This window comes from Halalkalibacter oceani (assembly GCF_040544555.1).
Taxonomy (GTDB): Bacteria; Bacillota; Bacilli; order Bacillales; family Bacillaceae_D; genus Halalkalibacter; species Halalkalibacter oceani.
This window is the reverse complement of the sequence record NZ_JBEPKD010000001.1, coordinates 273,475-295,278: the sequence shown is the minus strand read 5'-3', so window position 1 is coordinate 295,278 and position 21,804 is coordinate 273,475. Positions and strand designations below refer to the sequence as shown.

The 21,804-nt window shown below is 46.9% G+C and carries 24 protein-coding genes; 12 read left to right on the top strand and 12 right to left on the bottom strand.

Annotation, left to right across the window (positions count from 1 at the left end):
- The first annotated feature begins 90 nt into the window (after nt 1–90).
- Nucleotides 91–270: a hypothetical protein gene (locus tag ABMB67_RS01465; RefSeq protein ID WP_354570885.1), complete on the top strand. Its 180-nt coding sequence runs from the start codon at nt 91–93 to the stop codon at nt 268–270.
- 134 nt (nt 271–404) lie between these two features.
- Here ABMB67_RS01465 and ABMB67_RS01460 read toward each other — a convergent pair whose 3' ends face one another.
- From ABMB67_RS01460 to nikR, 4 genes are all read right to left on the bottom strand, one after another.
- Nucleotides 405–791 (bottom strand): VOC family protein, encoded by a 387-nt coding sequence (locus ABMB67_RS01460; protein ID WP_354570884.1) that lies wholly within the window; start codon nt 789–791, stop codon nt 405–407.
- A 29-nt stretch (nt 792–820) separates the two neighbouring features.
- On the bottom strand, nt 821–2,230 hold the full coding sequence (locus ABMB67_RS01455) for a hypothetical protein (protein WP_354570883.1): 1,410 nt from the start codon (nt 2,228–2,230) through the stop codon (nt 821–823).
- A 254-nt stretch (nt 2,231–2,484) separates the two neighbouring features.
- Entirely contained in the window at nt 2,485–3,855 is a 1,371-nt protein-coding gene (locus ABMB67_RS01450; protein WP_354570882.1) for a hypothetical protein, read from the bottom strand.
- Nucleotides 3,856–4,275: 420 nt separating this feature from the next.
- Entirely contained in the window at nt 4,276–4,698 is a 423-nt protein-coding gene (gene nikR, locus ABMB67_RS01445) for a nickel-responsive transcriptional regulator NikR (protein ID WP_354570881.1), read from the bottom strand.
- Between the two features lie 194 nt (nt 4,699–4,892).
- Between nikR and ABMB67_RS01440 the strand changes: the two genes are divergently transcribed.
- The 3 genes from ABMB67_RS01440 (at nt 4,893) to ABMB67_RS01430 (ending at nt 7,739) form a co-directional block, all read left to right on the top strand.
- Complete coding sequence (locus ABMB67_RS01440; protein WP_354570880.1) at nt 4,893–6,089, top strand: cation:proton antiporter; 1,197 nt, start codon at nt 4,893–4,895, stop codon at nt 6,087–6,089.
- A 57-nt stretch (nt 6,090–6,146) separates the two neighbouring features.
- A complete protein-coding gene (locus ABMB67_RS01435) occupies nt 6,147–6,623 on the top strand; it encodes a TraR/DksA C4-type zinc finger protein (protein ID WP_354570879.1) in 477 nt (158 codons plus the stop codon).
- Nucleotides 6,624–6,914: 291 nt separating this feature from the next.
- Nucleotides 6,915–7,739 carry a uroporphyrinogen-III synthase gene (locus ABMB67_RS01430; protein WP_354570878.1) on the top strand — a complete coding sequence of 275 codons (825 nt, stop codon included), beginning with the start codon at nt 6,915–6,917 and terminating at the stop codon, nt 7,737–7,739.
- A 61-nt stretch (nt 7,740–7,800) separates the two neighbouring features.
- Here ABMB67_RS01430 and ABMB67_RS01425 read toward each other — a convergent pair whose 3' ends face one another.
- From ABMB67_RS01425 to thpD, 4 genes are all read right to left on the bottom strand, one after another.
- Nucleotides 7,801–8,370 (bottom strand): GNAT family N-acetyltransferase, encoded by a 570-nt coding sequence (locus ABMB67_RS01425; RefSeq protein WP_354570877.1) that lies wholly within the window; start codon nt 8,368–8,370, stop codon nt 7,801–7,803.
- A 291-nt stretch (nt 8,371–8,661) separates the two neighbouring features.
- Complete coding sequence (locus ABMB67_RS01420) at nt 8,662–9,570, bottom strand: copper amine oxidase N-terminal domain-containing protein (protein WP_354570876.1); 909 nt, start codon at nt 9,568–9,570, stop codon at nt 8,662–8,664.
- Nucleotides 9,571–9,653: 83 nt separating this feature from the next.
- On the bottom strand, nt 9,654–10,349 hold the full coding sequence (locus ABMB67_RS01415) for an AIM24 family protein (RefSeq protein WP_251222702.1): 696 nt from the start codon (nt 10,347–10,349) through the stop codon (nt 9,654–9,656).
- A gap of 137 nt (nt 10,350–10,486) precedes the next feature.
- Nucleotides 10,487–11,431 (bottom strand): ectoine hydroxylase, encoded by a 945-nt coding sequence (gene thpD, locus ABMB67_RS01410; protein WP_251222703.1) that lies wholly within the window; start codon nt 11,429–11,431, stop codon nt 10,487–10,489.
- Between the two features lie 266 nt (nt 11,432–11,697).
- Between thpD and ABMB67_RS01405 the strand changes: the two genes are divergently transcribed.
- Nucleotides 11,698–13,104, top strand: coding sequence for a hypothetical protein (locus ABMB67_RS01405; RefSeq protein WP_354570875.1), 1,407 nt, complete (start codon nt 11,698–11,700; stop codon nt 13,102–13,104).
- Between the two features lie 106 nt (nt 13,105–13,210).
- Here ABMB67_RS01405 and ABMB67_RS01400 read toward each other — a convergent pair whose 3' ends face one another.
- Entirely contained in the window at nt 13,211–13,612 is a 402-nt protein-coding gene (locus ABMB67_RS01400) for a DUF2203 domain-containing protein (RefSeq protein WP_354570874.1), read from the bottom strand.
- A gap of 230 nt (nt 13,613–13,842) precedes the next feature.
- Between ABMB67_RS01400 and ABMB67_RS01395 the strand changes: the two genes are divergently transcribed.
- From ABMB67_RS01395 to yxiS, 6 genes are all read left to right on the top strand, one after another.
- Nucleotides 13,843–14,652 (top strand): hypothetical protein, encoded by an 810-nt coding sequence (locus ABMB67_RS01395; RefSeq protein ID WP_354570873.1) that lies wholly within the window; start codon nt 13,843–13,845, stop codon nt 14,650–14,652.
- Between the two features lie 4 nt (nt 14,653–14,656).
- Nucleotides 14,657–15,040, top strand: a complete 384-nt coding sequence (locus ABMB67_RS01390) for a GntR family transcriptional regulator (protein ID WP_354570872.1) — start codon at nt 14,657–14,659, stop codon at nt 15,038–15,040.
- Nucleotides 15,037–15,726 (top strand): ATP-binding cassette domain-containing protein, encoded by a 690-nt coding sequence (locus ABMB67_RS01385; RefSeq protein ID WP_354570871.1) that lies wholly within the window; start codon nt 15,037–15,039, stop codon nt 15,724–15,726. The genes ABMB67_RS01390 and ABMB67_RS01385 overlap by 4 nt, the downstream gene beginning before the upstream one ends.
- A 77-nt stretch (nt 15,727–15,803) precedes the next feature.
- Complete coding sequence (locus tag ABMB67_RS01380) at nt 15,804–17,186, top strand: hypothetical protein (RefSeq protein ID WP_354570870.1); 1,383 nt, start codon at nt 15,804–15,806, stop codon at nt 17,184–17,186.
- An 18-nt stretch (nt 17,187–17,204) separates the two neighbouring features.
- Nucleotides 17,205–17,903, top strand: a complete 699-nt coding sequence (locus ABMB67_RS01375) for an MmcB family DNA repair protein (RefSeq protein ID WP_354570869.1) — start codon at nt 17,205–17,207, stop codon at nt 17,901–17,903.
- Nucleotides 17,900–18,169 (top strand): protein YxiS, encoded by a 270-nt coding sequence (gene yxiS / locus ABMB67_RS01370; RefSeq protein WP_354570868.1) that lies wholly within the window; start codon nt 17,900–17,902, stop codon nt 18,167–18,169. Before ABMB67_RS01375 ends, yxiS begins: the two co-directional genes overlap by 4 nt.
- 102 nt (nt 18,170–18,271) lie before the next feature.
- Here yxiS and ABMB67_RS01365 read toward each other — a convergent pair whose 3' ends face one another.
- Nucleotides 18,272–19,030, bottom strand: a complete 759-nt coding sequence (locus ABMB67_RS01365; protein ID WP_251222712.1) for a PRC-barrel domain-containing protein — start codon at nt 19,028–19,030, stop codon at nt 18,272–18,274.
- A 165-nt stretch (nt 19,031–19,195) separates the two neighbouring features.
- On the opposite strand from ABMB67_RS01365, the gene ABMB67_RS01360 reads away from it, so the two are divergent.
- On the top strand, nt 19,196–19,828 hold the full coding sequence (locus ABMB67_RS01360; protein WP_354570867.1) for an SIMPL domain-containing protein: 633 nt from the start codon (nt 19,196–19,198) through the stop codon (nt 19,826–19,828).
- A gap of 133 nt (nt 19,829–19,961) precedes the next feature.
- Here ABMB67_RS01360 and ABMB67_RS01355 read toward each other — a convergent pair whose 3' ends face one another.
- Both ABMB67_RS01355 and ku read right to left on the bottom strand, forming a co-directional pair.
- Entirely contained in the window at nt 19,962–20,723 is a 762-nt protein-coding gene (locus tag ABMB67_RS01355; protein ID WP_251222714.1) for an exodeoxyribonuclease III, read from the bottom strand.
- 156 nt (nt 20,724–20,879) lie between these two features.
- Nucleotides 20,880–21,692 (bottom strand): non-homologous end joining protein Ku, encoded by an 813-nt coding sequence (ku, locus tag ABMB67_RS01350; protein WP_354570866.1) that lies wholly within the window; start codon nt 21,690–21,692, stop codon nt 20,880–20,882.
- Nucleotides 21,693–21,804 lie beyond the last annotated feature (112 nt).

The window sequence follows — 21,804 nt, the reverse complement described above, 5'->3', positions numbered from 1 at the left end:
CTTACCACTTCTTCACGGTTTCTCGGTACAACACAGGAGATAAAAAAACATAATAGACACAAACTGCGAATCAACTTGAGGAGGAGTTATATGAATTCATTTATCGAGGTAACGGATAAGAAGTCAAAAGAAAAAATACTGATTAATACCTTGTTAATCGTAGACGTAAGAGGAAATTGCATCACAACAACGTTAGGTTTTACGATATACAAATACAAAACTTTAGAGACCTATGAAGAAATCATTCAAAAATTAACGACCAAACCATAACCTTGAAGAGGCCGGGACATAGCTAAACATCAAACAAAATCATCCCACGGCGCAAACTTTTTCAAAAGCGATACTTGCACATCCGCTATCATTTGTTAGGCTATTCACCTTTGGTCCCGGCTTCCATGTTATGGTTAACGCACTGGCTCCACCAGCTGTAGAAGCTCGCCGTTTGGTCCGGTGAAAAAGCTTGTTTTCGCCCCGTCAATCGCCACATTCGGTTTGTCCGTATGAAACTCGATTCCTTTCCCTTCATAAAAACGAACCGCTTCCTCCATATTTTCAACCGTAAATGCTAAATGATTGACGATCCCCGCTGCCGCATACTCTGCCCCGGGCTGCAAATCCTCGATCAGCTCAATTTCATGAGCCGGGTCCGTTTCAAAATATAAAAATGCCATTGATCGCTTCTTATTATCTCCCTTCGTTCGTAGGGACATCCCGAAAATCGTCGTATAATAATGAATGGATTCCTCTAAATTTTTGACGATAATCGCCGTGTGTTCAATTTTTTTAATCATGTTCTTCTCCTCTTTTCTTCCTTATATTGTTAATGAATCAAGTAAACAAACACTATTCCGATTACAAACATTGAAGCGATATAAATACCATTCCAGCGCAGCCCAACGATCACACCCGGTTTTCCTACCGAGCTGCTGACAAGCAAATTAAATGGATTAACGGGACTGAGCGCCGCCGACATCGACCAGCTCATCATAAAAAGCAGCGCGAGAACGGCTGGTGAGGTCCCGATAACAGCTGGGTCCATCTGGATGATCAGGACGGTCACGACAACAATCGTATGAATGCCGATAAACGTCAGCAACAAAATCATCAGAACAACCGTAACCGAAAATAGCAGAAAGGATTCAGATGCGATCAGATTTAACCACTGATTAATGGATGCCGCAAATGCGGTATCAGATAATGCCGTGGCAAAGACGCCTGCACTGATAAACATTACGACTTCATTATTCATCGAGCGCTCCATGTTCCGGCGATACTCGGCAAACGGTTGATTCAGTGCCTTCCATTTCCGGTTCAGGATGCTCCAGACGACCGGAAACAAAATCGCCACAAGACTGACGAGCAGCATCATCGGCCATCTCGTCATATATTCAAGCAGGAAAATAATCGTCATTAGCAGCACGAGCAGCCCGACAAGACGGAGCATTTTCCGGCGATAGTAGGCGGCTGAACCGCTATTTGCAATTGTTGCTTGTTGCGACTCGGGCTCTTCTTTTGGCGTGTAGCGCTGCCACTTTTTATAATAAAGAGCATATAGAAGATTGCCGACGACTAATTGAATCAGCGCAAAGCTTATCCCGAGCAACATGTAATCGGTAACATTTAGCTCCAAATAATAAAGCACAAGAGCCACTGAGGCAAAATACGGAGACCAGAGAATCACCGTTGAAAACCCGACTAAATAAGCTTTGCCGAGTAACACGGGATGTAATTTCAAATCCTTGACCATATCATGGACAACGCGGATCGAGCCGAGATTTAAAATCGGGCCAAAACAAAACAAAAAAAGCGAGATGCTGGCAAACAGCTTCTTTGAATCAGCGACCATCTTCTGTAAATAATAGTGAATCGCCTGAAAATACCCTCCAAGCTTAAACGGAATGGAGAGCAGGGGAACGAGCAGCACCAATGTTAAAAGCGGCAAGTTCATCAGCACGCCATCGGACATCGAACGAAGATCCTCTCCCCGCATAAAGGCAAGAAAAAAACCGACGGCAAACATCATCGAAGCAAAATAGCGTGGAAACGGGCTTGCCTTTGGCAGACATAGAAAGAAAGCAGCCATTGTCAGCAATGTCATTCCATACTGTAAAACAAGAATCGGCACAAAGAAATGGACAAGATAGAAAAAGCACATGCTCAGCAGCAGCCCTGACTTCAGTGTCAGTGCTCTTGGTGTTACTTGAGATTCTGCTTTCACGTGAGCCTGCATACCTATCGCCACCTTACAATGTCAGAAAGTTAGCACTTCTTTCTTCGTGATCAGAGTCATTATGACCTCCCTTCGTTTGCCTCACCCCCTGCTATGAAACAGGGAATCTTCGAAAGTAAGCGTTCTCGCGTTCTCGCAACGAACGACAAAAGCCCTCTTTCTATCATACATGAGCGCTTCTCAATGCACAATCTCTCTTCATTCGGCGATTCGCCCGGAAAGGAGCTGACAGCTCCCCTCCGGCCCTGTCGCTTTTACAAGAGCAGATACCCGAGCAAGACGCCCATCCCCCCATATACAAGGGCAAAAGGCAAATTCGCCCATGTTACGCGGTATGGGTTTTGCTTCGTGATCATCGACGTCATTGTGACTGTAACGCCGTATACGCCGACCGCGGCAGTAGGCAGGGCACCCGTAATCAATACCATTCCGATGCTTAATGGATTCATAATGTCATAGAGCGGCTGCAGCACTTCGACCAGGATGCCGATTGTCGCAATCGGATGAACGCCGATCATGCTCAAGACCAAATAAGTGAGCTGAATCAAAATCAGGATCAAGAGCGGATATTCGGAAGCGGCAAAAAACGGCTGCTGAATATAGTGCAAAAAAGGCGTTTCATTCAGCGCGCTGGAAAAGAACGCCAGCGAGAGGAAAAGCACGACGAAATTTTGCATATGATTCGTCCGTACCTTCCACGTCCGCCAGCCAATCGTAATAAAGCTGTTCCATCTTTTCAACAAAATCGACCAGATAAAGGAAAAGGGCAGGATGACAAGGGTAACCGATAAAATAAAGTTCAGCTGAAAGACGTTTCCAATCGTCACGACAGCGACTAAAAAAACCGATAAAGCAAGAAATAATTTGACAATTTGGCCAACAAGCCGCCGTGGTTGCAGAGAGCGGGCAGCGCCTGTACCGCTCGGCTCATAGCTGATCGACTGATATTTTTTACGGCCCCACAGCCAGTCGGCGAGCAGCACTGTTACCGAACAAATAATCAGCCACGGCAAGTAAGTTATGTAGCTGACCCCTGTCGCATCGACGGTGAGCGCGACGATGATCTCCATCGGGCTCCACGCCAATGCGAGAGAGAAGCCGCGTAATGTCGTCTGGCTGATAAACGTATCGCGCAACTTTTTCTTCGCCTTCGCGAGATTTTCAAGCAGTACCTCCTGCGTTAATGGAATCGACGATAAATTGACAAAGGTACATAGCATATATGTAGTGAACGAGCTTCTAACATAAAGCTTGCCGAGACTTGAAACATTTGCCTTCATTACTTCATTCATGCGGCGGTCAAAACGCCCGGCGTGAACGACGCTGTTCATCCACGGCAATACGGTTAAAAAAGCGAGCAGTTGCATCGTCGACGTCATATAAAGCGGGAGATCAAGGATCGGCAGTCCTGAATAAAAATAAAAAAGCATTCCTATGCTTAAAAAAATACAGCCAAGCGTGCGAAACAGCCTGCTTGCGCCTTTAAAGGATAAAAGCAGCATTGGGATCGCCAAGGCGCCAATGACATAGTTTATTTGTGAACTGGAAATAAAAGTATTAATGACATACAAAATGAGAATAGCAGAATAAAAAATGTACAAATGACGGAATAGAAATGGAAACATGGCCTTCTCCTCTTCATTCGTGACGGACGAATTATTTCGCCTCTCTACGGATCATCATTTTTTACTTTACTCCTCTTTTCCCCCTCTTTCAACTGTTTATTACACAGAATTACTGTTGATGAAATAACGGACAGGCATCAAATGTTTACTATCAGGAAAGCTTTACAGCTATCCTTCATTTTCTCTTTCCCATACAATTCTGAATAGGAAACAAATGATCCGATTGACGACACTGCTTTCATTGGCAGTTACCGTTGTCTTTGGTACACAGCAGGAAGCCGAAGCGGCGGCGACTCACACTGTAAGTCCGGCGATACGATGTGGACTGAAATCAGATTGGGAGCTTGCGAGAGTATACAAAGAGCTTGAGACGAAAGGGCGATTTCCCTTCTCTCAAGCTCTTTGCCGATTCCGCAGGGCTTACTCCATTGACGCCAGCGGAGAAACGGTGAATTTGCCGTATTTAACCCCTTTTAAACTAATAAGCTGATCACTGAAGGTGCGAATGTCCTTCGCTTTGCCTTTCACGACAATAATCTCCAGACAGTTGCTGTGATCAATATGAAAATGCGTCGTCGCCAGTACCTGATCGTGCATTTCATGCTGAATAACAGTCAGCTCCTGCAGTAAATCAGACTGATGATGGTCGTAAAAAATCAATACACTTCCGGCGACCATTTGCTCGTCATCTTCCCACGTCTGCTTAACGAGGGCATCGCGGACAAGATCACGAACAGCTTCTGATCGATTTTCATACCCTTTTGTTTTAATCAGCTGGTCAAATTTCAGCAGAAGTCCTTCCTCCATTGATACACCAAAGCGTTTTAACTGTTTATTAGACAAATCGATCGTCACTCCTCACGATGAATAGGTATTGCAATTGTTCTGCACTCTTTTTCTTGTTTTCGCTCCTGTCTTATTATACAAGAATGCGGACGTCGAGCATAGCGCGATTACGTTCTTACGAAAAAGGATTGAACAACGGCAAAGATGGGAAGATAAAAAGGAATCTTACACGAATAAAAGAGGTGAAGCCAGTGCAGTCCTTTCACGTCATCCTGCTGCTTTTTATCGGATATATCGTTTTTACGATTGATAAAAAGAAAGAAGCCTTCCCTGTTCCAGTTGTTTTAGTGCTGCTGGGCGTATGCCTGTCCTTTATTCCTTTTTTTCAGTCGATTGAATTGACGAAGGATATGATCTTTGACTGGTTTTTGCCGGCATTATTATTTATCTCTGCCTACCATTTTCCTTTTTCGCAATTTAAAAAGCAGATTGGGATGATTCTGTCGTTAAGCACGGCAGGTCTGCTCGTCATGGCGTTATTACTTGCCGCTTTAATCTATATCATGGCCCAGCCGTTTGTCGCGCTTTCCTTTCTTGAAGCGCTCGTCATGGCCAGTATATTAACACCATCCGACCCGGTTACGGTCATTTCCATTTTAAAACAATCAAGCGGAGAAGCCGACCTTGCCTATGTCGTGGAGGGCGAATCCATGGTAAATGACGGGACAAGCATCGTTCTGTTTACGGTCGTGGCCGGAGTGCTAGCCAACGGGGACAGCTTTAAACTCCTTTCTTTTTTCTCGGAATTTTTTATCGTCTCGCTCGCCGGCGTGCTCATCGGCGCCCTCTTCGGCTGGATTGTCACAAAAGCTGTACATCTGACGCATCATCGCCAATATCAAATTATGCTCAGCATTATTCTCGCCTACGGCAGCTTTTACTGCGCGGAGCAGCTCGGCGTTTCCGGTGTGCTCGCCTCCGTCACAGCAGGGCTGATGCTCTCAAGAACGTTCGAAAAATCCGAGAAAGAGAAGCATTTCCGCCAAAGTCTCGACGGCTTTTGGGATGCAGTTGAACCGAGTATTTTAGCGCTGCTCTTTCTCGTCATCGGAATTGTCGCGACGAAGTATCTCAGCTTCGAGGACAGTGGACTGATTGTGCTTATCTTTGTCGCCACCTTGCTTATCCGCTATTTGGTCGTGGCCTGGACGTCTCTTATGAAACGATCATGGCGTCATCAAATGACCCGCCAAAAGAAAGCCGTACTGACGATGGCCGGGATTAAAGGAGCGATGTCTGTCGCGCTCCTGCTCTCGCTCGAAGCCGACCTCGGGGGAGAGCATCATCATATCATTTCCCTCACCTTCGGGACGATACTTGTTTCGCTTTGCCTGCAAAGCATTCTGATCTATCCTTTGACAAAAAGGATCAACAAGCCCAGACGATAGCCGATTCGTTTAAAACGTGAACCGGAGGGGAAGTAACATTGTATGGAGGTGGTACAAGTGAAACTCTCATCACAGCAAATCGAGCAGCTGCGAAACGAACTGCTTGAGATGAAAGCCGACCTGGAAAAAAAGCAGCAACAGCATGCGCGTGCCGACAATCAACAGGCGAGCGGAATTGACAATCATCCCGCCGACCGTGCGAGCGAATATGAAGAAGAGGTCATGCAGCAAACGTTCCAGCTTGCCGATCAGCAACGGCTGGAGGAAGTGCGCGCCTCTCTCAAACAAATCGAGGATGGAAGCTACGGCATTTGCATCGATACCGGAGAGCCGATTCCTTTTGAACGGCTGGCCGCGACCCCTTACGCCAAACGGACGATTGAGGCCCAGCGCGAATTTGACGAGCGCGCCCAAGCGCTGACAAACGAACAGGCTCATCGAGAAACAATGCGCTCCCTCACCGACGCCGAAACAGCCGCGCAAAGGAATTCCAACACGACCGCGCGCCTGCGCGAGGAGCATGATGCTTTTTAGCCGTGTCGAAGGTTCCGGCTCAAGAAGCTCTGCTTTTTGATGCGGGAACCTTTGCCTTAGTAAGGACAATACCCTTCCATTCTTTTTATTCCCGAAGAAAAACAGAGCGTAACCGATGGTATTAAACACTATAAAGATAACGCCCCACGCAAACAAATCGTTTCCCTTTCGCTGATACGCCTGGATCATACAAAGCATTGGAGATGTAAATCCTCTTCCCACTCACAGCATCTCGCCGCCCATGTTATAATGGATGGAGAATAGACAGCTACTGGAGAGGATGGAAAACGGATGGGAAAAGGATTAGAAGGAAAAACAATCGCACTTGCCGCGTCACGAAAGGTCGACGACATGCGGACATTAATTGAAAAGCAAGGCGGCATGTGCCGCTCTTACCCGTTACAAGGCACGGTCTTCCTCGCGGCTGAGGAGATAGCTCCTCAATGGCGGGCGATCATTAACGGCGCTCCGGACTGGTTTGTGTTCACAACCGGAATTGGCACGGACGCGCTGATTCAGGCAGCCGATGAAATTGGTCTGAAAGAAGAATTGCTTGGACTGCTGCAGCGCACCCCCATCGCTTTACGCGGCTACAAAACGCTCGCTGTGTTAAAGAAGCAAGGCATCACGCCGGAAGTCGTCGACGAGGACGGGACGACCGCTGGACTTATCGCTGCGCTTAAGAAAAAGGAGATTGATTTCAACGGAAAGCATATCGTTGTCCAGCTGCATGGCATCACGTTGCCCCGCCTGACAGACTATCTCGAACAGCAGGGTGCGAAGGTGACGACGATTCTTCCTTATCAGCATATTGCCCCTGAAGCAAAGGTTGTTGAGCAGCTTTATCAGGCGCTGCACAGCGGCGAGCTCGATGCGGTTTGCTTCACGACCGCGATCCAAGTACGCGAGTTATTCGATTATGTAAAGCAGACAGGCGACTATGCCCAGACATTGGCGCTGCTCGAAAGCCGGGTTGTAGCGGTAGCCGTTGGAAAAGTAACAGCCGAAGCGTTAAAAGAGGAAGGTGTCACACGGATTGTCGCCCCGGAAAAGGAGCGGATGGGGGCGATGATCATCGAATTGGCGAAATATTACAAAGATCCCGCTTTATCATAAGTGTCAGACGTGAAAAAGCCGATATCGAAGAGTCCCGCTTCGGTATCGGCTTTCCGCTGCCCTACTTTTCATCGCAGCTTTCCTGATTTTGATAATAAATATAACAGTTTCGCCATTCATTGAAATCAAACAAAAACGCTTCGCGCACGCACTCAAGCGTCATCCCGAGGCTTTGAGCGACTTTGACGGATGGCAGGTTCTCTGTATCGATATGGGCTTCGATCCGATGAAAATGCAGATGATGAAAAGCGAGCTTTAGCAGCAGCCGCACACTTTCCTTCGCATACCCGCGCCGCCAAAATTGATTATGAATCGTGTAGCCAAGCCTTCCCCATTGAAAATGATCCCGCATTAGCGTCGAAAGATCGACGACACCAAGATGGGCCCCGTCACTCCGGCGAAAAACGCCGAACACATAGGAAATATCCTGAAAAGCAAGCTGCTGATGCTGGTGGACGATCGCTTGAAACCACTCCCTCGTGCAGCGTGACAGATCAAGCGGCCCTTCATCAAACTTATGCTTGGACGGGTGTCTCGTTTGATAATGATAATACCAGTTCTCATAATCGTTGTCTTCGTGGAGCCGGATCATAACCTGATCCGATTCAGCTGCTAAGCGAAGGCGGTTCAATACAATCCCCTCTCTTCTTTCCTCTATAATTGATTGTATTACCCGATGCTCACTTTAGACCGCTGAAATGGGAAGAGCGTAAACATACGATTAGGATGACCAGCCCCTGGAATGATGGATAATTCATTCCGTTATTTGAAAATGAAAGAGCAGCGCGTAATGGAAAATTCGCTGAAATCGCATGTCGCGTGTATCGATCATTTTTCTGAAAGATACGGGACTTAGCGAAAAAGGACTGGGCAAAAGGTTTTTTCCCTTTTGCCCAGTCCCTCTATCAAAGTGATCTTTTATTTACTTCATTAACTCCTCAAGTAAAGCTTGCGGCACATATGTTTTTCCTTCTTTTACAACCGGTGCCTGCGCAAGCTCGACTGTTTCGCCGTTGAGCTGATATGCGGCTTCTCCGATCGTCAGTGCTGCGCTTTTGTCCGCTCCGCTGATTTTTACGGTACCGCGCTCCCACTTCACTTCATAGCCGAAGCTTTCGGCGGCCGCCCGTAAAGCGATCATCGTCGTGCCGTTTTCAGCATAGCTGTCCTCTTCGATCGGATACCAAACGAGTTCCTCGTCCTCTTCAATCGGATCTAACGCGATGATTTTCGTGGCGGTCGTTTGTGCAGGCAGCCTTTTCGTCTCGATATCATAGAAAACAGCCCATTCCCGTCCGGCTAAATCCGCTTCTTCAATCGCTTCGCCGGCTTTGTTTTCCAATACCGTTTCTTCATTAATAAAGACTTGCAGCTTCTTGTCCTCGCTTAAGTAATTCTCATCAAAGCGACCAACCTTTACTTGATCGACTGACTCTTCGTCAGGAATGATGACGACCTCAGGATAAATGACAGCCGGATAAATCATCAGCATCGGTTTCGTCCGGTCGTAAAAGACATAGAGCTCTGTCCCTTCTTCGATGCTATCAGTATCAAGACGCTCGCCCGTGTTGCTGCCGATCACTACATCATCCGTTAATGGAAAAATCGTAATTAGCGAATTTTCCTCATTTTCCACCGTGATCGTAAGGCCTTCTTCAGTCGTTTCCGTCTCTACAACCTTGCCGATCACCGGCTGATAGCGCTCTACCTGGGTGACTTCCTCACCTTCAATAACCTCTGGAGTCTCCTCAGCGGCGACAGTCGATAGACTTGCCACCGTCGCACCGCTAATGAGCGCAGATGCGGCGATTACTTTCATCATTTTTTTCATCATTCATCTCTCCCTCTTTAAAGCATTTATTTGTGTAACGACAGCACGCTCGGAAAGGTGACAAACTTCCAGAAAAATTTTCTTTAACCGGACCGATCTGAGCCGCTCTTTTCCTCATAAGGCTGAACAATCACAAATCCTTCGCCGGAAAACTCCATCTGAATCGATTCGCCGCTTCCCCGCCCGAGAAAAGTCCGGTAGCTGATATCAGTGCGAAACTCCGGCTTCAGATGACCTGACCAGGCAACGGTCGCATTCGGGTCGGTCACCACCGGTTTCCCCGGCTCAACGAGTAAAGTGAGCGGCTCATAATGGGACGTAATCGCCACTCTTCCCTGCCCTTCAAGCGTGACATTAAATAATCCGCCCGAAACGACGCCGGCCATTTTTCGCATCAGGTGAATATCCCATCTAACCGAAGGCTCAAAGGCCAATAAGTCATTGCCATTGACCGTAATCGACTCCCCGTTCAAATCGAGCACGGTTACCTTTTTTCCCTGATCCGCCAGGTAGAGTACGCCGCGTCCAGATGCCTTCATCAACGCTGTGCCCTCTCCGGAAAAAGCTTTTTTAAACATTTTCCCGACACCGTGTTCAAGAATCCCTTCTCGTTCAAATTTAATCTTGCCGTTGTATGAAATCATCGAACCCGCTTTCGCCCATACGTCCCCGGCCAGATTGACTTCAAGAATCCGCTCCGTTTCAAGCTCGAAATAATCTCGTGCCGCTTCATTTTGCTTTGTCTTTTCGATAAACTCTCTGATTGAATAATCTCTCATCCCTGTCACTCCCCGTGTTTGCTAAAAAGGTATTTTAATCCAAGGATTATTGATTGTCAATTCAGAATTTTCTTCTCGTGCCACCCGTCAACATAGATTCAGGGTGTGCCCGTATTCGGCACACCCCGTCTATCCGCTTATTTACTTTCCATTAGAACTTTCGTATTCGCGATTGATTCATCGATTGGCTCAATCGGTTCGATATTCATCCGGTTTGCGAGAAATTCCGGTCTCGGTTTTCCGCCGGAGAATGGCTCTACCAGTTTATTTTCAATGCTGTTGAAAACGAAGAAGACATTACTTCTTGAGAAAGGCGAAATATTACCGCTGGAGCCATGCATAATATTACATTCAAAGAAAAGGACGGAACCGGCCGGACCTGTCGCCCGATCAATCTGACCATCAGCCTTGTCAACGAGCCACTTCAGGCTTTCGTGATCCGGCACGCCGAGCTCCTGTTTCTTGAGCGACTGCTTGTAATTATCATCCGGGGTCGCTCCAGGGCAAGAGACGTACCATTTATGAGAGCCCGGAATCAGCATCAGCGGTCCGTTAAACTCATGGTTGTCGGTAAGAATAATCGAGCAGCTTACCGCTCTCATATTCGGCATTCCATCTTCCACATGCCATGTTTCGAAGTCGGAATGCCAATAAAATTCCTTCCCTTTGAAGCCTGGCTTAAAATTAATACGCGACTGCGTGATATATACTTGGCTTCCAAGCAGCTGCTGGGCGATGGAAACGAGCTTTTTATTTTTTGACAGCCGTTTAAAAAATTCACTGTTTTTATGAATTTCAAATACGGAGCGTACTTCGTCGCTGTCCGGCTCCAAGATGACGTCATCGCTCTGTTTCCCTTTATTCTCATTGAGTACCCGCTTTAGTTCCTGCTGTAAAACGTCTATGTCCTCCTTGCTAAATAAATCCTGGAAAAGGAGATAACCGTTTTCTTCATAGCGCGCCAGCTCTTCTTTGCTTAACGGCCCTCCCATTAAGTTGGAGTTCTTGTGGATGACATCATCTTGTCTCCTCAAAATGCTTGCCTTCTCCCCGATTCTTGAAGGATACAAATCTGCTACCATACCTATCACTCCTTATCAATTTTCAGATGAATTTCGGTAACAGTACATGCCATTCCCGTTCTATTTAAAAATAAACGTAAGAGATTCTCACTTTCTTTTCAAGCACCGCTCATCAGCGGATCACGAGAGGAACATTTTTATTTGCGCACAGGCATAAAATAACAAGACGCACCCTCTTTGTGGATGCTCATTTTTTGAATTGCCCTTACTTTCTGAAAGAAATACGGTAAACTAGAGATAATATAGAGAAAGGTAAGGAGAACATTATGCGCAAACTAGCTTCCATTGGTTTTATAGTATCTTTGTCCTTATTTGCCCTCTTTCATTTTATCGAACTGACCTATTCATCCGCTTTCATTACAGCTGCCCTTTCCTGTTTCGGCATCTGTTCGCTCCTTTTCACCCTGATTCTTTTGCCTTGGCGGGCGATGCTGCCACCGCTGTTTATGCTGACGGCGGCGCTTTTGATTATGATCACGAGCGCCGAGGTCGAACCGGCTCTATTTTTCTCGGAGGGGGCAAGGCAAATGCGGGCCCTGCTCGTCATGCTTCTGCTTATTCCGATGGTCGGCTGGGTGTTGAAGCAAGAAAACTATATCGTGGCTTTAACCGGCTTTTTTCAAAAGCAGCTGCAGACGAGCAAACGATTTTATTTCGGGATCCTAACGACTACGCAAATAAGTGCTTACTTTCTTTTGTTTGGTTCGATTCCAGTCATGTTTCAGCTTTTGCAAAACATAGTAGGCGCGAAAAAGGAAGACGACTGGGAAAGCTTCAAAGCCTCGGCTCTGCTAAGAGGCTTCTCGCTCAGCACATTGTGGGTGATCAGCACGCCGAGTCTCGCCTATGTCGTAACAATTATGAAAGCCGATATCGTTCTGATCGTCATTCAAGGAACGCTGATCGCCCTACTTGGCGTTGTTCTGGCGGTGCTGCTCTTTCATTTTGACGAAAAGGCCTATTCACTGAACATAACCGAGGAACTTAAACAGATTTTTTCCGATTATAAGAAGGACAAACAGCAAACAGCGCTTGTGCTCGAATTTTGCGGGCTGTTTCTCTCCTTGCTCGCGGCAATCTTTTTAATGAATTCACTCTTGCCTTTTGATATTTTAACGATATTGCCGATCGTGATTTTCAGCTGGACGCTGCTCTATTTTCTGCTCAAACGAAAAACGGTTCAGCTTTATAAGGAATTCAGGCAATACTTTTCGCCGGAAAACGGCCTTCCCATGCGGGCGAGAGAGTTTAGTATTTTCCTTGCGGCCGGCTTTTTAATTTATTCGCTAAACGGCTCAGGCTGGGGCTATGTTGTCGTGGAAGGGGTTTATTCCATTACAGAGCAAGTCGCCTGGTTAAACCTGCTCTGGTTTCTCCCGTTTACTGTGCCGCTGCTGGCGATGGGCGGGCTTATGCCTTCGACCGTGATGGTGCTTGTCGGCGGTATTTTGCAGCATATTCCGCTTCCCTATCCGCCTGAATTGATCGTTCTCGCTTTAACGACAGGCAGTGTATTCGCGGTATTATTGTCGCCAATGATCGTACCGGCGATCGTGCTCAGTGGTGAAAACGGCAGGTCACCTTTAAAAAACAGCCTGTTCAGTCAATGGAAATTCGCGCTCCTTTTTTACATATGCACCCAAGCCTACATCCAGGCTATCGTTTTGTTCTGAACGAGGAGACAATGCCCGATTACAACGAGACAGAAAAAAGCCCAAACCGCTGCTGCTTTCTCCGGTTTGGGCTTTATGTTCAATTCGCTTTTCTTTCTATACGAAACTACGATTCGAGCGGTTTTCGACCGGCATATCCTTCATCGAGTCCATGGTAGTGAGTAATTTCTTTTTCCCCTTGCTTCCAGCATAGAAGCACTTCTTTCTCTCCTATAAAAGCCGGAAAATCAACTAAGCCGCGATCAACATCTTTTAGCTGCGCTCCCGATGCTTGAATATTTTGAAGATGAAGCCTAAACTGCATATCAATAAACTCAAGCTTGCTTTCCAATAAGAAGGTGCTCTCCGTCTCCGTCTGAAGCTTTTTGTAGCGGGCGCTTTTCAGTCGCTGTAAAGTTGTAGACATCTCATGTGCCTGTTTTTGCAGCTTCTGGAGTTCATGGAGTTCCTGTTCGAGTGTCGGCAGCCATTCGTTTGCTTCCTCAACGGTAAAATAAATTTTTGCCATTTCTTCACCTCCACCTCTATTTTATAGCAAAACAGCCGCTGAAGAAAAGGAATCGGCTTCAGTTCCCCTTTTGCAACTCTTCCAGTCTTCCGGCTTTATCGATTCGTGCTAGATTTAGGCGCTAAACTGCAAGACGGCCTATTTTTTTACAATTGTATTGACAGTCTAATTGTACTAGTGTACCATCTAATTAATACACTAATACATTATGACAATGGAGGTTTTACAATATGACTGCCTGGTGGAATTTAACGAAAAAGGAACTGCGTCTAGGATTACCGGCCTTTCTGCTCCCGCTTATTGCGTACGCCCTTCTCGCAAGTATTATGTTTTATATCGGCTCACGTCAGAATATGAACTGGGAGATGGTCATGATCATTTCAGTCGTCGCGATTGTGCTCCATCTGTTTTATCTCGTTTATTACTTCTATTATAGCCTGCAAGCTGAGCGAAAACGGATGCACCTCTGGCTTCATAATCCACTGCCCGGCTATGGGTTACTGAGCGCTAAGCTGACAGCAGGGCTGATTTCGATGGTCGGTTCCCTGCTTATCATCGGCGCGGTTACCGCTCTTACCTATTTTTTTGCCGGAACATTTGACGACCTGTTCCCCGCCCTGGTTTTAGGCGATGTCCTCAACCTTGGGATCCTTGGCGGCGTTCATCTGTTTTTACTTGCGCTTAATTTTGCGATTTATTTCTTGTTTTTCTGGATGATTTTCCTTTTAATCAGCCGTTATATCGGCAGCTTTTTCAGTATTATTTTGACGTTTATTCTCTTTATTTGTTTCGTCAGCGGCTGGGCCTGGCTATCAGAAACACCGCTTTTCCGCTTTTTGTCCGAATGGGGAGAAATTAATCTCTTGCAAGTCTCGCAACGTTTCCATTTCTCGGCTGATGCATCGGAAGGAATTCAATTCTTCCTGACTAACGAAGGAGCCGGCAGTATTTATCTCGGTACGTACGTCAGTGAAGCGCTCGTTGCGATTGTTTTATTCGCCGCCTCCTGCTGGCTGCTTGACCGCAAAGTGGAGGTGTAAACTGATGACTGATTTGTTTCAATCCTCACAGCCGATTTATACGCAATTGGCGGATCGGATCAAACGCCAAATTCTCAGAGGCGAATTAGCACCGGGAGATAAGCTGCCGTCTGTCCGAGAAATGGGCATACAAGCAAACGTTAATCCAAATACTGTGAGCCGCACCTATCGCGAATTGGAAGGGATGAGCATTGTGGAAACAAGACGTGGACAGGGAACATTTGTGACAGAGGACGAAAACGTTCTGACAGAGATGAGAGAAGAACTGAAGCAGCGGGAAATTTCCCAGTTTGTCAAAGGGATGCAGGAGATGGGCTATTCCTATACGGAAATTGAGAATGGGTTGCATACGTTTCTACACGGGGAAAATGGAGGAATGAACCAATGATTATCTTCAAAAATGTCACAAAAAAATTCATGACAAAGACGGCGCTGGCCGGTATTGATCTTACATTGACACGAGGAAAAATAATCGGGCTCGTCGGGGAAAATGGAAGTGGAAAATCAACGACGTTAAAGCTGATCGCCGGCTTAACCCAGCCATCAAGCGGACAAATTATGATTAACGGAAAAAAGGGAAGCCGGACTATTGCAAAGGAGGTTTCTTATTTGTCGGAGCTTGATGAATATTATGGCTTTTACAACGTCGGTCAGACGATCGATTTCCATGCGACACAGTTCCCCGACTTCAACCTGGAAAAAGCCGAAGAAATTCGCACGTTTATGAATTTGGAGAGGGACGCGAAGCTGAAGCATCTGTCAAAAGGAAACCGCGGCCGCCTGAAAATCGTTCTTTCCCTGGCGCGTGAAGTTCCGGTCGTCCTGATGGATGAGCCGCTTTCCGGGCTGGATCCGATGGTCAGAGATTCCATTGTCAAAGGATTAATTTCTTTTATTGATCTTGAAAGACAGCTCCTGTTGATCACGACGCATGAAATTAAAGAAATCGAAATGCTGCTCGATGAAGTCATCGCGATTAAAGACGGCGCGATTGTCGGTCATCACAATGTTGAAAAGCTGCGTGACGAACGGAATCAAGGCATCGTCGAGTGGATGACGGACTTATATCAATAACGACGAAATGGCACACCTTTGCTTTCGGTGCGTGCCCCCACGCTGCAAAAGCGTTATAATAGGGGGAGGGAAAGGAGATGGTTAACACGAACCTTCATCCATTCACGAAAGCATTAGGTGTGCTTTGTTACGTCACATCGATTCTTTATCTCGTTGAGCATTTTTATCATCATCACCTTTTTGTCCTGACGTACAGCATACTTGGGGCCTTTCTGCTCGTCTGCGCTTTCTTTTTCTTATCAATGGTCAGCAGGCTGATCGTTGCCCTTTTGCTCATCGCGGGAACTATCTGCTTTTATGTAGAACAAATCGAAATCGGGGACGTCATTAGCGGCTTCGGGGAAAATATAAATCTTCTGTCGCTCTTTCTGCTCATTCCGATTATTGGCACCTTTATGTCTTCGGCCGGTTATTTGTCAGCCTTGAAAAAAGCTGTTCAAGAACGGGAGCAGCGCAGCGGACAGCACCCTTACCGGCTCAGTTTTTTATTGACGGCGACGATCGGGATTATTTTAAACTTCGGCTCCATGGCGATTGTGAAACGAATCGCCGAAGAAAGCTTCTCCAGCTATCGCGATCAAAAGCTGACTTTGACGATCATGCGCGCCTTTGCTTTTTGCATGCTGTGGTCCCCATATTTCGTCAATGTCGGGCTTATTCTCGTTTTATTTGACCTGTCGTGGATTGAAATCGGCGGCTACGGTCTGTTGCTGGCGGCGCTTTACTTACTCGTCTGCGCCTTGATGTTTTCCCGTATTTCGTTTCCGGATGATCCGCTGATCGAGCGTCAGCCTGTCAAGCGGACAGCGGCTTCAACGCCTTCACTGACGCCGTTTTTCTTTTTTTGCGGAACACTGGTCGGCTTATCGTTTTTCCTTGAATTTTTGTGGCATGTCAACATGATCATCATCGTTTGCCTGCTCTCGATTGTACTGCCGTTAATTTGGTCGCTGGTGACAAAAACGTTGCAAACATTTACGCAGGATCTATCGGTTCAAGTTCAGCATTCATTCTTCCAATTAAAAAACGAGATTGCTATCTTTATTAGTGCGGGCTTTTTTGGAAAGGCGATGGCCAGTACAGAAATCGGCGCTTATATTTCATCCTGGTTATTTCAAGCTTCCTTTGGCTCGGTCTATATACTTAGCTATTTACTTGTACTGTTGACGATCTTCCTGGCACAAATCGGCATTCACCCGGTGATTATCGTAATCGGCATTGGTAGCGCGCTCTCTCCAGAAAACTTTGGCGTCAGCGCTCACTATTTAGCACTGCTTTTGCTCGTCGCCTGGTCGATGGCTACCCAGCTCTCCCCTTTTTCTGGACAGATGCTGATGGCGGCTAAGCTGATGAATCAACCGGCGAAAACGATCATGAGGCAAAATGTCGCCTATGTCGCCGTGCTGACCGTCGTCCTCGTGACAGCGGTGTACAGCTTATATTTGCTTCATTTCATTTAACAAGAGAGGACATCATCTATGGAAAGTACGTTACATAAGCATTTAAAAAAACTGTCGTTGTACTGGCTAAAAGCAAAAATGACTGATTTATGCGCCAATGAAGTGAAATTATTCGTGCGCCGCAAGAAAATCCAGGCCGATGCGCTAGGGATCAATCTGAAGCGGAAGGAAGCAAGAATTATTGAAGTGAAGTCCTCCCGCTCTGATTTCCTGCGCGATGAGGTACTCCATTCCTCGTACGGCTATCATGCTGTTTCTGATTATACGTATATCATGACACCGGAGGACCTGCTTACTGTCGAGGAGCTGCCGGCCCGCTATGGGCTGCTTGAGGTTGATGACTATGACAATATCACCGTCAAAAAGAAGCCAACGAAAAACCCGAAACGGATCATGACGCTGGAAACGCTGCTAAAGCGCACCGGTCGCGCCGCCACAAATGCGGTTCTTTTTCAGGAGCTGTCAAAGGAAACGAAGGATGTGACCGGCGGGAAATTTGCCAGCAATGCCGCCGCTTCCCTGATTCATGCGACTTGTCCGGCTTGTAAAAAACGTCACAAATACCTTGTCGGTACAAAGCAGGAAGAAGTGGAGTGCCAGACGGCTTCATGCAGGCAAGCGATTCCGTTGGATAAAGCACGGGTTCATATCATTACGAAGTACAACGAAGACTTTTATGAGGAATTGTCAGCGTTAATCAAGGAGGATAAAGGATGAAACAACATTTTCTATTTGATGAGCAAATGATGATTCTCGTCTTTGCTCAATGGTGCATCAATCATGAGCTCGATCCGCGCGCCCTTTATCAGCGGGCTTTCCCGGGCCAGGGCATTCCGCCATCCCTGGAGCAGGCACTCTCCTTGACTGTCCCGAAGGAAGAAGCCGGCGAAATCGCCGATGACACCGTATTAGGGGTCCTTTCCCTTTATGACCAGCCGGAGCTTGCTGAATTAGTCAGGGCTGAAATCACAAAGCAGTCGTAATTTCTCAAAAGAGCTTAGAGGCTGGACAAAGGGAATTGACAACCTTTTGTCCAGCCTCTTGACAGATCGGCCCAATTAATCGGCGCGCATTTTTATTCATTCTTAATATGGTCTTCTCGCTTCCCAGTATGGCGGCTGGTCATAATGGCGGTACAACCTCATTTCATCTTCTCTCGTCAACGGCGTTTCTTCAAAATAATCCGGTGCCGCTTCAATTCGTTCCTTGTCGACATTGACCGTAATCGTCCGGTCACGCCAATTGATTTCCGAAATCCAGTCGGTGGAGACGAGCACCAATTCCTTTGACAGAAAGCCGCCGACATCGACTTCAAGATAACGAATGTTCCATGTGTCGCTTTCCAGCAGGAAGTCAGACACTCTGCCAACCTCGCCATTTATCGCATGCACTCTGTAATTTCGTACATCGTTGACACTTTGCAGATGGCTTTCCTCGCGCGTCTCAAGATCAACTGCCGCTCTTTCATGCGGCTCAACGGCTTCCTCACCGAACAACGATCGCCTAGGCTGCGTCAGCGGAGCAGCGCCCCAGCCATAATATTGGCCGAGCTCTCTTTCATACTGTCTTGAAATCGGCTCCTTCTCATCCGGCTTCGGGCTGTCCTTAATCTGCTCTTTCGTCGCATTGACCGAAATCGATTCATCCGCAATATGAACATCTGTAAACGCCTCTGGACTTAACAGTACCTTCCCTCCAAAAAACCAAGTCCGCGTATCCCCGATGAAGTAACGAACCACAAAGGATTCATCGTCAAAATAAAAATCATCAATCGAACCAATGTCGCCGTCTGTTGCTCTCATTGTAAACCGCTTCAGATTTTTCGCTTTTAAGATCAACTTCATCGCCTCCTTTTTTGTAATTGTTTATGTTGTACCCGCCTGATCAGCTCGTAAACCTCTTTTGACGATTGCCGGAAAAGATAGCTAAAAAGACATACTCGCTTCGCAAAGAAAATAATCTATAAAAGGAAGCGCTCATTACAATGACAAACAGTAGGAGAGAAGACGATGATCGATCCAGCAAACCGAGAGAAGGAATTGCCTCAAATCAGTGTCATTGGCGAAGCAGAACTGACTGTGGCGCCAGATCAAGCCGTTGTGACGCTCGGCGTAACAACAGAGACGCTCGAGCTACGTCAAGGCCAGAGTGAAAATTCGGCAGCAATGACCGCTATTCTCGATGAAGTAAGAAGATTGGGTATCGGGGAGGACCAGATTGAAACCGCGCTTTATCAAATTGACAGCAGGTACCATTATGAAGACGGGGTCAGCACGTTTGCCGGATATGAGATCACCCATCTGTTTCAAATTACGATCGAGGAAATCAATATGGTCGGCACAATTGTCGATGCGGCGGTGGAAAAAGGCGCAAATACGGTGAGAACGATTCAATTCACCTTGCAGCGGCCGGATATCTACCGGCAGCAAGCCCTTCAGCTCGCTGTTGAAAATGGGATCAGCAGCGCGCAGGCCATTGCGACAACGCTTGGCATCTTGCTGCCGCCCTATCCAAGCAAGGTTGAGCAACAGCCGACTTCGCCGGATTTCCCTTCCCCTCGACTGTTGAGCGCCAGCGCCGCCACTCCCATCCAGCCAGGGCAGCTGACGATCCGCGCCCACGTTCTTGTCGCCTATGAATGAAAGGAGTGACAAGAAGGTTATTCTTCCCTTTCGCCAGGCGAACCTCTACAGTAACCCCTTCATTCAGAGGGAATTCCAGGATAGCTGACGAAGCAGCGCCACTCCTTCGGAACTTCCCTTCTTCCACTCTATTTTATCTTCCAAGATCAACCGTTAGCCGGATCGGGCAATGATCGCTGCCGAGCACGTCAGAATCAATTCCGGCTTCTACTAACGCCGAACGGAGCCGCTCTGAAGCGAGAAAATAATCAATCCGCCAGCCGATGTTGCGCTCCCGTACTTTGCTCATATAGGACCACCACGTGTAAGCCCCTTCTTTCTCGGGATAAAAATAACGATAGGTATCAATAAATCCGGCGTCAAGCAAGCGCGACAGCTTTTCGCGTTCCTCGATCGTAAAGCCTGAATTGTTACGGTTTGCCCGCGCGTTCTTCAAATCAATTTCCGTGTGAGCAACATTCATATCACCGGTTAGAATGACCGGCTTTGCTTGATCAAGCCTTGTCACATACGAAAACAGCGCGTCCTCCCATTCAAGGCGCTCCCGTAAACGGGATAAGTCTCTTTTCGCGTTCACGGTGTACACATTGACGAGGTAAAAGCGGTCGAATTCCAACGTGAGCACCCGTCCTTCATCTGCCGCGATTTCTCCTTCAAATCCGTAATGAACCGCTAATGGCTCCTTTTTCGTGAAAACAGCGGTTCCCGAGTAGCCTTTGCGTTGAGCGGAATGAAAAAATTGTTGATAGCCGGGCAGCTCTAATTCAAGCTGACCTTCCTGCAATTTTGTTTCTTGGATGCAGAAAATATCGGCATCCACCGCTTGAAAATAAGTAAGAAATCCTTTTTTTACACAGGCTCGCAAGCCATTGACGTTCCAGGACACTAGTTTCATTCATGTACCTCTCTTCTCTTGCAGTCTACGTTGAAAATGATAGAGTGAAGGCTACTGCCTGTCAAGAACGGGACCTTCCCCGCTTCCGATCAAGAAAAGCAAAAACTCCAGCGCCCCGACTACATGTTGGGCTGCTGGAGTTTTGCCAAAGACGGCTCAGGCATTCTTTTTTGCTTTCGTTGCCGGCTTTTTCTTTTTCGTCTTGTCGATCGACGCCTGAAGGGCTGACATTAAATCGGTTACATTCGAGGCCGGCGCCTCCTGCTCCTTCGGATGAACCGTTTGCTTGCCCGTTCGCTTCTCTTCAATTAATTCCATCAAGGCTGTGCGATAATCGTCCTTGTATTTTGTCGGATCAAAGCTTGTTGTTAGCTGATCAATCAAAAGCAGCGCCGTATCGACTTCCTTTTTAGATAGTTCCTGGTCACTCGGCGTATTCGGCACGTCTTCCACTTTGCGCACTTCATCCGGAAAATGAATCGTTTCCATCAGCAACGTGTTTTTATAAACACGGACGACCGCGAGCTGCTCCTTTGAGCGGATAATGATTTTGGCAACACCGATCTTGCCGGATTTCAGCAACGCTTCACGAAGCAGCGCATATGCTTTTACGCCGCCATCTCCCGGTGCGATAAAATAACTGCGCTCAAAATAAATCGGATCAATTTCTTCAAGCTGGACGAAATCAATAATTTCGACCGCTTTTGCTTCATTTTCTTTTTTCAGCTTTTCCAAATCTTCCTCATCAAGGATGACGAATTTGTTTTTTTCATATTCGTATGCTTTGACAATATCTTCATTTTTCACTTCCTGCTGGCAGCCTGGACATATTTTCTGATATTGAATCGGCGTGTGGCATTCCTTATGAAGCTGCCTCAGCTTAATATCCTTATTTTCCGTTGCCGCGTGCAGCTTAATCGGAATGTTGACAAGCCCGAAGCTGATACTGCCCTTCCAAACTGTGTGCATCAAAGACACCTTCTTTTTTCTTTATAATGTGCTTGCTTTTGCCGGCAATTATGTATGAAGTGAAATCGAAACTAACATCCTAACGAGGAAATCATTTTCAAGGAGGATGGAC

Bases quoted from the DNA above. Each gene is read 5' to 3' on its own strand.
- ABMB67_RS01465 (WP_354570885.1), top strand. From the start codon at position 91: ATGAATTCATTTATCGAGGTAACGGATAAGAAGTCAAAAGAAAAAATA.
- ABMB67_RS01460 (WP_354570884.1), bottom strand. From the start codon at position 791: ATGATTAAAAAAATTGAACACACGGCGATTATCGTCAAAAATTTAGAG.
- ABMB67_RS01455 (WP_354570883.1), bottom strand. From the start codon at position 2,230: ATGCAGGCTCACGTGAAAGCAGAATCTCAAGTAACACCAAGAGCACTG.
- ABMB67_RS01450 (WP_354570882.1), bottom strand. From the start codon at position 3,855: ATGTTTCCATTTCTATTCCGTCATTTGTACATTTTTTATTCTGCTATT.
- ABMB67_RS01430 (WP_354570878.1), top strand. From the start codon at position 6,915: ATGGGAAAAGGATTAGAAGGAAAAACAATCGCACTTGCCGCGTCACGA.
- ABMB67_RS01420 (WP_354570876.1), bottom strand. From the start codon at position 9,570: ATGAAAAAAATGATGAAAGTAATCGCCGCATCTGCGCTCATTAGCGGT.
- ABMB67_RS01415 (WP_251222702.1), bottom strand. From the start codon at position 10,349: ATGAGAGATTATTCAATCAGAGAGTTTATCGAAAAGACAAAGCAAAAT.
- thpD (WP_251222703.1), bottom strand. From the start codon at position 11,431: ATGGTAGCAGATTTGTATCCTTCAAGAATCGGGGAGAAGGCAAGCATT.
- ABMB67_RS01405 (WP_354570875.1), top strand. From the start codon at position 11,698: ATGCGCAAACTAGCTTCCATTGGTTTTATAGTATCTTTGTCCTTATTT.
- ABMB67_RS01400 (WP_354570874.1), bottom strand. From the start codon at position 13,612: ATGGCAAAAATTTATTTTACCGTTGAGGAAGCAAACGAATGGCTGCCG.
- ABMB67_RS01395 (WP_354570873.1), top strand. From the start codon at position 13,843: ATGACTGCCTGGTGGAATTTAACGAAAAAGGAACTGCGTCTAGGATTA.
- ABMB67_RS01390 (WP_354570872.1), top strand. From the start codon at position 14,657: ATGACTGATTTGTTTCAATCCTCACAGCCGATTTATACGCAATTGGCG.
- ABMB67_RS01385 (WP_354570871.1), top strand. From the start codon at position 15,037: ATGATTATCTTCAAAAATGTCACAAAAAAATTCATGACAAAGACGGCG.
- ABMB67_RS01380 (WP_354570870.1), top strand. From the start codon at position 15,804: ATGGTTAACACGAACCTTCATCCATTCACGAAAGCATTAGGTGTGCTT.
- ABMB67_RS01375 (WP_354570869.1), top strand. From the start codon at position 17,205: ATGGAAAGTACGTTACATAAGCATTTAAAAAAACTGTCGTTGTACTGG.
- yxiS (WP_354570868.1), top strand. From the start codon at position 17,900: ATGAAACAACATTTTCTATTTGATGAGCAAATGATGATTCTCGTCTTT.
- ABMB67_RS01365 (WP_251222712.1), bottom strand. From the start codon at position 19,030: ATGAAGTTGATCTTAAAAGCGAAAAATCTGAAGCGGTTTACAATGAGA.
- ABMB67_RS01360 (WP_354570867.1), top strand. From the start codon at position 19,196: ATGATCGATCCAGCAAACCGAGAGAAGGAATTGCCTCAAATCAGTGTC.
- ABMB67_RS01355 (WP_251222714.1), bottom strand. From the start codon at position 20,723: ATGAAACTAGTGTCCTGGAACGTCAATGGCTTGCGAGCCTGTGTAAAA.
- ku (WP_354570866.1), bottom strand. From the start codon at position 21,692: ATGCACACAGTTTGGAAGGGCAGTATCAGCTTCGGGCTTGTCAACATT.